Annotated in this window: 13 protein-coding genes and 1 tRNA gene; 8 read left to right on the plus strand and 6 right to left on the minus strand. The window is 47.6% G+C overall.

Translation table 11 applies throughout. The features are described 5' to 3' along the window. Position 1: 1 nt before the first annotated feature. The 3 genes from V5J35_RS04235 to V5J35_RS04245 all read left to right on the plus strand — a co-directional run bounded on the left by V5J35_RS04235 (position 2) and on the right by V5J35_RS04245 (position 3,819). Entirely contained in the window at positions 2 to 328 is a 327-nt protein-coding gene (locus V5J35_RS04235; protein ID WP_354010059.1) for a YopX family protein, read from the plus strand. A gap of 705 nt (positions 329 to 1,033) precedes the next feature. Continuing rightward, positions 1,034 to 1,357, plus strand: a complete 324-nt coding sequence (locus V5J35_RS04240; protein WP_354010060.1) for a hypothetical protein — start codon at positions 1,034 to 1,036, stop codon at positions 1,355 to 1,357. 1,505 nt (positions 1,358 to 2,862) lie between these two features. Next, a complete protein-coding gene (locus V5J35_RS04245) occupies positions 2,863 to 3,819 on the plus strand; it encodes an integron integrase (RefSeq protein WP_354010061.1) in 957 nt (318 codons plus the stop codon). Positions 3,820 to 4,285: 466 nt separating this feature from the next. Here V5J35_RS04245 and V5J35_RS04250 read toward each other — a convergent pair. The 3 genes from V5J35_RS04250 to V5J35_RS04260 form a co-directional block, all read right to left on the minus strand. After that, positions 4,286 to 4,362, minus strand: a tRNA-Pro gene (locus tag V5J35_RS04250). Positions 4,363 to 4,403: 41 nt separating this feature from the next. Further along, positions 4,404 to 4,949 (minus strand): O-acetyl-ADP-ribose deacetylase, encoded by a 546-nt coding sequence (locus V5J35_RS04255; protein WP_354010062.1) that lies wholly within the window; start codon positions 4,947 to 4,949, stop codon positions 4,404 to 4,406. 6 nt (positions 4,950 to 4,955) lie between these two features. Then, positions 4,956 to 6,317 (minus strand): class II 3-deoxy-7-phosphoheptulonate synthase, encoded by a 1,362-nt coding sequence (locus V5J35_RS04260; RefSeq protein WP_354010063.1) that lies wholly within the window; start codon positions 6,315 to 6,317, stop codon positions 4,956 to 4,958. A 528-nt stretch (positions 6,318 to 6,845) separates the two neighbouring features. Here V5J35_RS04260 and V5J35_RS04265 point away from each other — a divergent pair. Next, positions 6,846 to 7,082: a hypothetical protein gene (locus V5J35_RS04265; protein ID WP_354010064.1), complete on the plus strand. Its 237-nt coding sequence runs from the start codon at positions 6,846 to 6,848 to the stop codon at positions 7,080 to 7,082. Between the two features lie 20 nt (positions 7,083 to 7,102). Here the strand turns inward: V5J35_RS04265 and V5J35_RS04270 are convergent, their stop codons facing one another. From V5J35_RS04270 to V5J35_RS04280, 3 genes are all read right to left on the minus strand, one after another. Then, complete coding sequence (locus V5J35_RS04270; RefSeq protein ID WP_354010065.1) at positions 7,103 to 7,954, minus strand: sulfurtransferase; 852 nt, start codon at positions 7,952 to 7,954, stop codon at positions 7,103 to 7,105. Between the two features lie 81 nt (positions 7,955 to 8,035). After that, entirely contained in the window at positions 8,036 to 8,566 is a 531-nt protein-coding gene (locus V5J35_RS04275; protein ID WP_354010066.1) for an acyl-CoA thioesterase, read from the minus strand. Positions 8,567 to 8,884: 318 nt separating this feature from the next. After that, on the minus strand, positions 8,885 to 9,220 hold the full coding sequence (locus V5J35_RS04280; RefSeq protein ID WP_354010067.1) for a hypothetical protein: 336 nt from the start codon (positions 9,218 to 9,220) through the stop codon (positions 8,885 to 8,887). 157 nt (positions 9,221 to 9,377) lie between these two features. Between V5J35_RS04280 and V5J35_RS04285 the strand changes: the two genes are divergently transcribed. The 4 genes from V5J35_RS04285 to V5J35_RS04300 all read left to right on the plus strand — a co-directional run bounded on the left by V5J35_RS04285 (position 9,378) and on the right by V5J35_RS04300 (position 13,141). Then, positions 9,378 to 10,328: a glycosyltransferase family 2 protein gene (locus tag V5J35_RS04285; RefSeq protein WP_354010068.1), complete on the plus strand. Its 951-nt coding sequence runs from the start codon at positions 9,378 to 9,380 to the stop codon at positions 10,326 to 10,328. Between the two features lie 25 nt (positions 10,329 to 10,353). Beyond that, a complete protein-coding gene (locus V5J35_RS04290; protein ID WP_354010069.1) occupies positions 10,354 to 10,719 on the plus strand; it encodes a GtrA family protein in 366 nt (121 codons plus the stop codon). Beyond that, complete coding sequence (locus V5J35_RS04295; RefSeq protein WP_354010070.1) at positions 10,716 to 11,534, plus strand: ChbG/HpnK family deacetylase; 819 nt, start codon at positions 10,716 to 10,718, stop codon at positions 11,532 to 11,534. Before V5J35_RS04290 ends, V5J35_RS04295 begins: the two co-directional genes overlap by 4 nt. A 62-nt stretch (positions 11,535 to 11,596) precedes the next feature. Further along, complete coding sequence (locus tag V5J35_RS04300; RefSeq protein ID WP_354010071.1) at positions 11,597 to 13,141, plus strand: glycosyltransferase family 39 protein; 1,545 nt, start codon at positions 11,597 to 11,599, stop codon at positions 13,139 to 13,141. Positions 13,142 to 13,172 lie beyond the last annotated feature (31 nt).

The following is a 13,172-nucleotide window of genomic DNA, read 5'->3' on the forward strand; positions in this document are numbered from 1 at the left end:
CATGAGATTCAAATTCAAAGCATGGCATGACGGCGCAAAATCAATGATCCCGCACAGAGATCAGGGTTTTGAAGGTGATGTTTTTAACTGGCTGCATGAGCGTCAACCAATCACTATCCTGCAATTTACTGGATTGAAAGATAAACAAGGCACAGACATTTATGAGGGCGACATTGTTAGGATTGCTGGTGTTGGTAATTGCAAAGTTGAATGGGACTGTTGCGGCTACTGGGCTTTTGGTACTGATCGGCTAGATTACCAAGATGTGATCGAAGATATTGAATCAGTCGTCGGTAATATTTATGAAACACCAGAACTACTTGAGTGAACATAACGCCTGGTTCAGCCGCCGCCGAAGGCGGTCGGGTGGAGGGGCGAAGCCCCGGAACGAACTGGAACCATTTGTTAGGTGCCCTCGCAACTCTGTTGTTAATTTTGAGCAACGTACTTGAAATAGCTCCTCTCTCCGTTTACTCAGAGCTTCCCACCGTGCACTGCTGAGAAAGGCAGAGAAGTTAAGATTATACTCTGCACCGTTGAGAGCTTATAGAAACCTGACCGTGGAACCGAACCAAAAACCATCAAACTGGTTTGAATCTCCTGCCAGCACCTGCTGAGAAGGTGACCAAGCCAATACTGGCGCTGTTTATTACTTGATATTGGAAATCAGAGTTGCTCGCCAGAAACTCCAAACCAGCCCCAACCTTGAGAGAGGCTCTGTACTTGCAAAGTGGCAACCAACCAAAAGGTTGAGAGCCAGAAAAATCTCAACCGTGGAACGGAACCAAACTCACGAATTGACCTGAACTCACCGCCAGAATTGGACAGACAAACCATCGACATTTATTAAACTAACCGGTTTGCACAAAAAACTCTCAGCAAAGACAGAGATTAAAGATGTGTACCCTTTGCACTGAACTCTTGGCACCTAACGCTGAAGCTCAACCGCCAGCCGTAGGCTGGTCGGGTGGAGGCGCAGCCGGAACGAATTGGAGCGACTTGTTATGTTCACGAATTGCACAGGACTAAAAAAATGAGTGTATTTAACGAAAAACATCGCCAGTTTGCGGCGAAAAAACTTGAGCTGCCTGATAATTGGGAACTGGTATATCAGTCTGTTGATGTCCCGTTTATTTATGACTCTTGCGACGTGTCAGATTTTCTTAAAACAGAGCATGAAGACAACGACTACCAGTTTGGGCTTATGGATGTTGAGGTTGCTGTTGATGAAGCGACTATCCATATTCCTTTACCCGCAGGCTTACGAATCGTAGGAATGAAGTCACCAGAAACAGGCGAGCGTTTTTATGGTGTAGTCGATTTTAATCCCATCGAACAGGTAGAACTCGCTGAGTGAACATAACGCCTGGTTCAGCCGCCGCCGAAGGCGGTCGGGTGGAGGGGCGAAGCCCCGGAACGAACTGGAACCATTTGTTATGTGCCGTTGCTTTGTTTGAACTCTTTGCTGGGCAGACCCTTAAAGTCACTCCGTACTGCTACCCGCTATACTCGGTGTTGCTGAAAACGCAGAAGCCAAAAACTCTGGGCTGGCGTTGCACGAACACCCAAGCCTGATTGCCAGCATAGCACTGAACTAACCCTTGCAAGGCGCACCAAACTATAAGCTGCCATTCCAAGCGGTAAACACTCGGAAGCTGCAGCCAGCTTGAATGAACTGGCAAAATAATCAAAGCTTTGTGCTGGCGAGCCCCCCCTGCCGCTACCATTCACAAAGCCCACTTGGCAGCAGGAAAGAGAACTGAACTTTATGCTGGCATTGCACGACACTGATTATTGCTGGGTAAAATCTATTTCGCCAGCTTGGGAAAGACTTCCAGACCCCAACTAACAACAGCAATTAACTACACGACAGAAATGACCAAGTGTCTAAAGGCACATAACGCCTGGTTCAGCCGCCGCCGAAGGCGGTCGGGTGGAGGGGCGAAGCCCCGGAACGAACTGGAACCATTTGTTAGGTGCCCTCGCAACTCTGTTGTTAATTTTGAGCAACGCACTTGAAATAGCTCCTCTCTCCGTTTACTCAGAGCTTTCCACTATGCATTGCTGAGAAAGGCAAAGAAGTTAAGATTATACTCTGCACCGTTGAGAGCTTGTAGAAACCTGACCGTGGGACCGAACCAAAAACCATCAAACTGGTTTGAATCTCCAGCCAGCACCTGCTGAGAAGGTGACCAAGCCAATACTGGCGCTGTTGATTACTTGATATTGGAAATCAAAGCTACTCGCCAGAAACTCCAAACCAGCCCCAACGTTGAGAGAGGCTCTGTACTTGCAAGGTGGCAACCAACCAAAAGGTTGAGAGCCAGAAAAATCTCAACCGTGGAACGGAACCAAACTCACGAATTGACCTGAACTCACCGCCAGAATCGGACAGATAAACCATCGACGTTTATTAAACTAACCGGTTGAACGGAACCAAACTCACAAATTGACCTGAACTCACCGTCAGAATCGGACAAATAAACCATCGGCGTTTATTAAACTAACCGGTTTGAACAAAAGAACTCTCAGCGAAAACAAAGCCTGAAGATATGCACCTTTGGCACTGAGTTAACGGCACCTAACGCTTAGTAGAACTACTCATCCGTAATTGAGGCAACATTACTGATGAAGACACTTTTTTGCCATACTTCCTGACGAGTCCTACTAATCCTCAAATTCTGCATAAAATGCCTTTTTATCTGCATAATACGCAAGGCTCTATGTTTGTAAAATCCCTATGTGTCATGAGTTCTGGTCAGCTTATGAGTAGGGTTCTGAATTAAGCCGATAAATAAATATTTGACCATAAATTCAGAGCGACTATATATACTGTATAAATATACACAACAAGGTATCAGTATGTCTGAGCGACTTATGGTACGAGTTCGAAAGCAAATAAGATTAAAACATTACAGTTACAGGACAGAAGATTCTTACTGTCACTGGATCAAGACATTTATTCGATACCATAACTACAAGCATCCTGAAGAAATGGGAAATGAAGAAGTCATTCAATTTTTAACATGGCTTGCGGTAGATAAACAAGTGGCACCAAATACGCAAAACCTTGCTTTTTCTTCGATTCTTTTTTTGTATCGAGAAGTTTTAGGTCGACCACTGAAAGATATTGATGCTGTCCGGGCTAAGACTCCTCAAAAACTTCCGGTAGTACTCTCACGGGAAGAGGTTCGTAAAGTCATGAAATGTTTACAAGAAACAGCGCTCCTGATGGTTCAGTTATTGTACGGGTCAGGTCTCAGACTAATGGAAGTACTTCGACTCAGGATCAAGGATGTTGATTTTGACCATCAGTGTTTTGTTGTCCGTGACGGCAAGGGACGCAAGGATCGGGTCACAATTCTACCTGATACAGTGATCCCGAAACTGAAACAACAAATTAAAAAAGCCAAATACTATTACAATCTCGATAAGCTGGAAAATTGTCATGAAGTCTGGATGCCTAATGCCCTGGCTAAAAAGTACCCGGACCAGGCCAGAAGCTTTCATTGGCAATATATTTTTCAATCTAACAGGCTTTCGATTGACCCAAGATCAGGTAAAAAAAGGCGACACCACTTCAGCGATAGCCACTTGCAAAAACAAGTTAAGCAGGCTGTTAAGCAGGCAGGCATTGCTAAATCCGTTTCTTGTCATACATTCAGGCACAGCTTTGCTACGCATCTCCTGGAAGACGGGTACGATATTCGTACAGTGCAAGAGCTACTGGGACATAAAGACCTGCGAACCACGCAAATTTACACTCATGTTTTGAATAAAGGCGGCAACGCCGTAAAAAGTCCTTTATCCAGACTATAACAGGCACGCTACCGCTTAGACATGAGCAATGGTCAGTCATTACTCGGGCAACAGTCTTCAACAAGTTTGATTTTTGAGTGGTACTATTATGTCATTTTATAATGTATCGCTGTACTAAATTGGCTCAAAAAAATCACTATACTGACGACATTTCATAAGCGTTCAGCCAACAACGCTTACCCGTGAAACCTCAACAGGGGCATCTTAACGACTCCGGTCAATGTTCATTGGAAGCAATTCCGTTACATCGCTTTCTTTTTGCATGATAGCCTCACTCAGATTGCTTTTTGAAGCGACAGGCATTTCTCTATGGATGTTTTGTCTTTATTCGTTGCTCTATGACTTAAAACGCTCGAATGTGGATGGAGACGGATTTAACCGAACCATTATCGGCAAAGAATAGCTAAAAGGCTTTTGGTATAAGGAGTTTTTAGGCTGGCTGGGATGTCAGTGGGGGGGGGAAGTGTGGTCGGCGTGAGAGGATTCGAACCTCCGACCCTTTCGTCCCGAACGAAATGCGCTACCAGGCTGCGCTACACGCCGATTATATTTGATGATTTATTTTAGTGAATTGACTATTTCTGTCAATCCTTACAGTCAGGCTGACGCTGGACGATTTCATGCAAAAGACGACGATAAATATCTGTCATCGCCTGATCAAAAAGAACAAATACAACCTCTTCAGGGCAAGCAGACTCTTTTAACCACTCAACAACCGTGGTGATAGCAATATGTGCCGCTTCTTCGTAAGGGTAACCGTAAACACCGCAACTGATAGCTGGAAAAGCAATACTGGTCAGCTGTTCCTGATCAGCAAGTTCAAGGGTCTTTTGATAACAGGAGCGTAATAATTCGGTCTCGCCTGCCTCGCCGCCCTGCCATACAGGGCCAACAGTATGCAGGATTTTTTTTGCAGGAAGATTAAAGGCCGGAGTCACTCGCACCTGCCCTGTAGGACAGCCGTCGTATTCCCGACAGGCCTGTTGAAGCTGTGCAGCCCCTGCCGCACGATGTATGGCTCCATCAACCCCGCCGCCACCAGCCAGGCGGCTATTGGCAGCATTCACAATGCCATCAACAGCGATTTTGGTAATATCGCCCTGTACGACTTTGATCCGACCTTTAATCATCACGTTTCACTCATTGCGCAGCTTGCGGCAATCCTTCATTGTTTCAGCAATCAGGTAGGCCAGTTCCAGAGCCTGATCTGCATTCAGGCGAGGATCACAATGTGTATGGTAGCGGTTGCCCAGGCTGTCGACCGTTACCGGGCGGGCTCCACCAATACACTCAGTGACATTCTGCCCCGTCATCTCAAAGTGAACACCACCAGCATAAGTGCCTTCAGCACGGTGTACTTCAAAGAACTGCTTCACTTCACTCAGAATTTTTGAGACTTCACGGGTCTTATAGCCATTATCCGCTTTAATCGTGTTGCCGTGCATTGGGTCACAGCTCCACAGTACTTTTTTACCCTCTCGCTCAACGGCTCGAATCAGGTCAGGCAGCCCTTTCTCAACGTTATCAGCCCCCATGCGCACAATCACATTCAAGCGACCTGCTTCATTCTCCGGATTCAGCAGATCAATCAGACGAATCAAGTCTTCCGGAGGCAGGGTTGGTCCCGCTTTCAGGCCAATCGGGTTATGAATACCCCGGGCAAATTCAACGTGCGCACCGTCCACCTGACGGGTACGGTCACCAATCCACAGCATATGAGCAGAGCAGTCATACCAGTCACCTGTCAGGCTATCCCGACGGGTCATTGCCTGTTCATAAGGCAGTAACAGTGACTCGTGGGAAGTATAAAGATCCGTTTCGCTGATAGCAGCCGAGTTTTCAGCCGTAATACCGCAGGCTCTCATAAAGTCCAGTGCTTCATCAATCCGGTCGGCAAGGTGTGAGTATTGCTCTGATTGCGGACTGTTCGCCACAAAATCCAGGTTCCAGGCATGCACCTGCTCAAGGGAGGCCAGGCCGCCCTGAGCAAAAGCGCGCAACAGGTTCAGGGTAGAAGCCGATTGATGGTAAGCCATCAACATGCGTTCCGGGTCAGGTGTACGACTTTCAGCCGAAAAGTCCATGGCATTAATAATATCGCCACGGTAGATTGGCAGTTCCAGACCATTAATGGTTTCTGTACCGGATGTACGCGGCTTGGCAAACTGACCCGCTACCCGGCCAACCTTGATCACAGGTGAACTGGCACCAAAGGTCAGAACCACCGCCATCTGCATCAGAACTTTAAAGGTGTCACGGATATTATCGGCACTGAACTCCAGAAAGCTCTCAGCACAATCTCCGCCCTGCAGCAGGAAGGCATTTCCTTCTGTCGCCTGAGCCAGGCGTCTGCGTAATTCGCGCACCTCACCAGCAAATACCAACGGCGGCATTTTACGCAGGCGGTTTTCAACCTGCTGCAGATGAGCCTTGTCTGGATACTCTGGCAACTGGATAACTGGCATCTCTCTCCAGCTGTCAATATTCCACTGCTTCATTCACTTCTCTCATGAATCAATTTTTACTCAGCTGGCAATAGTACAACAGATATTTCAACAAAGCTGTGTCTTATACGTAAACATTTTTGCAATTGCACAAGTAAACACCGTCGCCAGCATAACCCAAAAAATTCACAGACAGGCACACAAAAAAGATCACTAAAGTACCAATTTTAAATCCGTACTTTACACAGCAAAAATTCACTGTTATACAGTACATTACGAATTCAACCAGACAATTTTACCTAGCATGCTTTTCCATCTATCTGTGACCAAGACCATGATTAAACGCACCATGATTATGCGGTGCGGGGTCTGTTGTGGATAGCTGAAAGGCACAGAACAGGCCCCCGCATCGAAAACGATCCGGGGGCTTTTTTTTCGGGTAAAAAAACCTTGCAGACTTTTGCAGCAAGGGAACCAGTGCAAAGTTAACAATCAACCATGAGCTGAAAATGCCGTTAATTCAGAACAAGCCAGCGTGATAAAGCTTGATCAACCGCATTTTCATAGTAAAAGGACAAGACAGTGAGTTATCTGAAACTGAGACTGGTCACCACAGGCAGCCTCGGCAACCTGGAAAAGGTTCTTCATTCCGACGCCAGTTATGACCTGAAAATCAATCATTTCTCGGCAGAACGCAATATTGATCGTGACCACTATGAAGTAGAAATGTGCATTTCCGGTTTTCATACTCAGGATCAGGTCATCATGAAACTGGCGGGAGAAAAAGAGATCCGCGAGCTGACACCACTGCGCCGATAACGATATGGACGTCAGGGAGCTTATCCCTGACGCCTCTGGCCCATTGCAACCGGACGAGATTCATCGGTTATCCATTCGCTCCATGATCCCGGATAAAGTTTCGCCCCCGCCAGCCCGGCATATTCCATTGCCAGAATATTGTGGCACGCCGTAACGCCTGAGCCACAATAGAAGACGGGCTTAAGGCCAGCAGGCAACAAGGCGTTAAAGGTCTGTCTGAGTGACTCTGCCGCAAGGAAGCGTCCTTCATCATCCATATTGTCTGAAAATGGATGACACAGAGCCCCGGGAATATGCCCGGCTCGGGCATCAATGGGTTCAGACTCTCCTGCAAAACGCTCATAGGAACGTGCATCCACCAGACTAAAACAAGGATCATCAAGCTGGCTGAGAATGTCCTGTGCCGAAACCGTCTCTTCGTCGTGTAAATGGCTGATAAACTGACTGGAGTGGATCTCTGGCCGTTCTGAAGTCAGCGGATACCGACCTGCGAGCCAGGCTTTAAAGCCTCCATGTAGAACACTCACATGCTGCACTCCGATCCAGCGCAGCTGCCACCAGGCCCTTGCTGCCATGGCATGGCCGCCATCGTCATACACAACAACATGAGTATCGTCGTTAACTCCCCAAGAGCGAACCCGTTCTGCAAAAACATCGGGTTCAGGTAACGGGTGCCGTCCTGTTTTGCCAGGGATAATGGCACCTGACAAATCGCCTTCCAGGTCGGCATAACAGGCACCCGGCAAATGGCTCTGGTTATAGAGAGAATATCCCGCTGAGGGATTGGCAAGGTCATAACGGGCATCAATGATGGCAATGCGCTCATTATTGAGCAGCGTAGCCAGGACTTCTGGCTCTATGAGTGGCGACATAACGATCCCATCAAATGCTGGATTAACGAGAGAATATCACGGGCAGGAAGAACACAGCAACGACGCCTCTGTTCAGTCAACTTAAGGCTCCGGTGGCCAGGGCCTTAGTGCATCTCCTTCGACCCAGGATCTGACCCACTCAGGCAGTTCTGTTTCCCATTGTTCAAGCCCCATCTCGTCCAGAACTTTCTGCGTTGGAACCCCCCCGCTTTTACTGGTCACCGCTGTTCGCAGCAATACAGACGAAGCTGGCTGTCCCTTAACCCACATAGACTGGGCAACGTAAGTCCACCGGTCATCTATCCCAACCAGTTGAGTCCGTATGGTGACCCGGTCAAACATTCTGACCCGTCGGCGGTAACGCACAGAACTGCCCGCCACCGCAAAGCCCCAGCGGTTGCGTCGCAAGACCTCAGACAGACCCGTGCGGATCGATAGATCGAACCGGCCAATATCATACAAAGTCAGCATCCGACCATTATTGACCTCCATAAACATATCCAGATCCCATGGACGACAGCGAAAGGTGGTCTCACAGAGATCACTGACAGAAATGCGTGATGAAAATCTGGCTTTAATGCTGGACGTCAATAGACGTATAAGAGGGTACATAACATCCTTTTCGATAATCCATTTTTTGGAAAATAGTTATTTGAATACAGTTATCAGACTATCAGTCAATCGCTATAAAGTTCATCAGAGATAAGAGTTTTTTGCAATGTTGTATGGTGGGAAAAGTATATTCAGAGGAAAGTAATAAAAAGTAACCCGCCGAGTCCCTGGCAGGTTGTATCACTTCCTTGTGATGAGCGCTGTCCTTGCACTTACAAGATAACAACACCCGGGCAGAGCGAGCTATAGGCAGATCACGGCATTTACTGTAAGAAATATCCTACACCTTGCTTTTAACTGCACTATTTTTTAACTGCGCTATGGTGTGAGCCCCCCGGACTTATCCACCACCTGATTATCGATAATGACTTTTTCAGAAAGGATACTTGAAATCTCGTCGGCATCCTCTGTGCCATTTTCAATCAGAATCCGTGTAACGGCACCAGCATCATCGTCTTTGTCAAAATCATAGCCTTCAGGAAAAACCGGCTCCACGCCAACCGGGTCTGGAAAAATCATGGTTTCCTCAATGATGGCTTCTACCGGCAGCTCCGTCACATTTTCGTTGTTGTTATCAGGCAGCAGAAACAGCCCCGTCACAATCGCGCCTATACCCACTGCAAGACCTGCACCCCAAAGCACTTCCTTTCTCATATCAAACCTCAAAGCCGAAAACATGGCGACAACCTTATGGGCTGTAACAGAGCCTGCCCCGGGTCATGTAATTAGGGTTTACAACAATAACCGTTTATAATGGTGGTGTTAACTGATCTGTCACTAATAATCATTAAAAGAATCGCCCGGAGCGCTGATGACCGACAACACATCCTTCAGCCTGAGCTGTGTCGTACCCGTTTTCAACGAAGGACCGGTCATTGTACAGTTTCTCGAGGCATTACAAGAGCGCCTGCAGGGAATCACGCCAGACTATGAAATCGTCGTGGTAGATGATGGTAGCCAGGACAACACCGTTCAGCTGGTCGAAAGCTATTGCGATGGCCAGCACATCAAACTGATCGAACTCTCTCGGAATTTTGGCAAGGAAACCGCTTTGACAGCTGGTATTGATGCAACCGACAGCGATGCTGTTATTCTGATTGATGCCGACTTCCAGCACCCGCTGGACATGCTTCCGGTCTTTGTTGATTACTGGCGCCAGGGCTATCAGATGGTCTATGGCATACGCCAGAACCGCCACGATGAGCCTTATCTCAAGAAAAAAGGCGCCCAGCTTTTTTACCAGATTATGCACTCTAGTACAGGAATCAATGTCCCTGCACACGCAGGTGATTTTCGCCTGATGGATCGCAAGGTGGTTGAAGCGCTCAAGTCCCTGCCCGAGCGCAACCGCTTTATGAAAGGCATCTACGCCTGGGTAGGTTATAAAACCATCGGCCTGCCCTTTCAGGTTCAGGACAGAATGGCTGGCGAATCAGGCTGGGGCTTTGCCAAACTGACGAACCTGGCCCTGTCTGGCATTACGGCATTCACTACCCTGCCTCTGCGTATTGTTGGCGGACTGGGGTTACTGATTTCTATTGTTTCCGTGTTTTATGCCTTTTTTATCATATTTAAAACCCTGTTCCTTGGCACACCTTTGCCTGGCTGGCCAACGGTTATTGTTGCTATTACTTTTATCGGGGGGATACAACTGTTGTCGCTCTGGGTGCTGGGGGAATACATTGCCGGTATATTCAATGAAGTCAAACAGAGACCAAGGTACCTGATTCAACGTCAGATCGGTTTTAAGAAAAAACACTAGTACGTCCACAGAACAACGGTTATCCATGCAAATCATCAAGTTTACCGTGGTAGGCGCCCTGGCAGCACTGGTTCATCTCGCCTCGCTCTGGCTGATTGTGAACTTTCTCGCCCTTGACCCGGTTGTCGCAAACATTCTCGCCTTCTTCTGTGCCTTTACGGTCAGCTTTTCTGGTCAGAGCCTCTGGACTTTCAACCATAAGTCCCATAACCACCATGCCGCGTTTCGGTACCTGATCATCCAGTTATTGTGCAGCTTTCTCCTCAACCAGGCGTTATACACACTGCTGTTTCTGTACACACCACTGCACTATCTGGTCGCCAGCTTTATTGTCCTGATTACTATCCCAGTCATCACCTTTACCCTTAGCAAATACTGGGCGTTCCGATGAAATCACTGACTCTTTGCGCCGACGACTACGGTATGCACCCTCAGGTGTCGAAAGCTATTGTCAAGCTGATCCAACAGAAGCGGGTACAGGCAACCAGTTGTCTGGTTACCTCACCGTACTGGCAGGAATCAGTCCAGTATATTGCAGACATTCGGGCTCAGGCAGATGTTGGTCTGCACCTTAACTTTACTGAAGGCAGCGGACTGAGCAATGGGTATGTTAATGGTCTTCCCGGCCTTGGCAAAATACTGGCACTCAGCCATTTAAGACTACTGAACACATCGAACCTGATTGAAGAGACCAGAGCACAGCTTGAAGCCTTCACATCTGCAACGGGTTTTTTTCCTGACTTTATTGACGGCCATCAGCACGTACACCACTTGCCCCAGGTTCGTGATGCCCTGCTGAAAGTGATCACCCGTTATTCGCTGTCAGATCGTTTCTGGGTTCGCAGTGTTCATCCAATGCACTACAACGCTTCAGACATAAAAGCCCGGATTATTGTCCAGAGTGGCGCAAGAGTGTTTCACAGGCAATTGCAGTCAAACCAGATTCATCATAACCGAGCCTTTGCCGGTGTTTATTCTTTAGCCCCAAACCAGCCGTTCAGGCAATACATGCGACACTGGATGAGGCATTTAAAAGATCACGGCCTGATAATGTGCCACCCTGCCCTGTTGGTAACCCCCGATAGTATTGACCACGCAGAAGCCAGGTTGCAGGAGTATAATTATCTTAACAGTAACAACTTTTCTTCTGACTGCACTGAAAACACGATTAAGCTCATAAAATTTTCCGAGAACACTGTCATGTAATTAACTCATGGTTAATAACATCCTACCAACAATAAAACTGATTCAATCATTACGAAAAGCCTATGGATGACCAGCACCCTAGTACCAAAAAATTTCTGAAACATCCGCTGCGCTGGCTCAGCCTCCTCTGCCTGTTCCAGCTTACCCTGTGGACACTGGCTCCTAACTGGGTTCGACATACGCTCAACTCGGATACTCTGGAAGGCATCACCTGGGGAAACCTGTGGCAATGGGGTTACGACAAGCACCCACCACTGGCTGCCTGGGTAACTGCTTTGTTTGCAAATTTAAGTGACACTTCAGACCTTCCGGTGTATTTCCTGGCGCAGTTATCCATCGTTATTGTGTTTATCGCCGTATGGCGTCTTGCCAGAGAGTATCTGCCAGAGCATAGTGCCTTGCTGGCTGCCTTTTTGTTACAGGGGGTGCTGTTTTACAGCAACCGGGTAGAACGAGTCACACCCGATACCATTCAGGGGCCGGTCTGGGCATTGCTGGCCTTAACGTTTTATTTCGCTGTGACCCGCGAATCCCTGAAATACTGGCTGTTGACTGGTGTACTGGCAGGTCTGGCTGTTCTTGCCAAATATCAAGCCGCGGTTTTATTTCTGCCATTATTGGTGGTTCTGTTTATAACTCAGGAAGGCCAAAAAAGCCTTAAAACTGCAGGTCCATGGCTGGGAGCTATTTTAGCAACTCTGATTATTCTGCCCCATTTGCAATGGCTGATGAATAACGACTTTGCAGCAGTGAATTATCTGGAAGAAACCTACGTTGATAATCCCAACAGGCAGCCCGATTCAGACTGGCCGGGTCGACTTTATTACCCTCTGTCATTCACCTTCAACAGTTTTAACAATATCATTCCCCTGCTGCTGTTATGCATCCCTCTTTATCGAGCCAGAAAGCTCAGCATTCAATACAGTTCATTCAAAACCCTGTTCCTGACAGCCATTGCCCTGGGGCCTTTTGTGCTTACCCTTCTGTTTGGGTTAATGACAGGAGAAAAGCTTATTCCACGATGGGCTACGCCTTACTTTGCCTGGCTGCCACTTTTTATTCTGGTCAGGCTAAAGCCAGAAATCAGCTATAAGCAGTTTAAGACTCTTGTCGTCTGGTGTCTGGCTCTGGGCATTACCTTTTGCGCACTGCGAACCAGCTATCAGTATTACAAGCCTCTCTATAAAGACAGATACTGGGAATCTGATGAATATATGCCTGCCCGTGAAGAAATGGCTTATGCAGAAAAACTCTGGCAGGAATATTACACTTACCCAATGCCCTATCTTGGGGGGCTGCATTACCACATTGCAGAGCTGGCCGCTTACAGTAAAGACAACCCTGTTCCTTTCTTTGGCCTGAATCCTGATGAAAGCCGCTGGATGAAGCCTGAGAATTTCCGCCTTCGCGGAGGAATGATTCTTATACGTCACGACAGAAAAAATACAGGCGAAGTGCAGGAGCGCCTGAAAAGCAACTACCCTGACGCCATCTACATAGGCAGCCAGAGTTTCAAACCCGTCAGTCGGCTGAACGTTGAACCGCCGATTGAGTTTGTGACCGATTATTACCTGCTGGAGCCTCTATCTGCCCGGAAAAAACCCTAAAAAAACCGCGTTCAGAACACTGAGCGCGGCT

The organism is Endozoicomonas sp. NE40 (assembly GCF_040549045.1).
In the GTDB taxonomy this organism is placed as follows: Bacteria; Pseudomonadota; Gammaproteobacteria; order Pseudomonadales; family Endozoicomonadaceae; genus Endozoicomonas_A; species Endozoicomonas_A lisbonensis.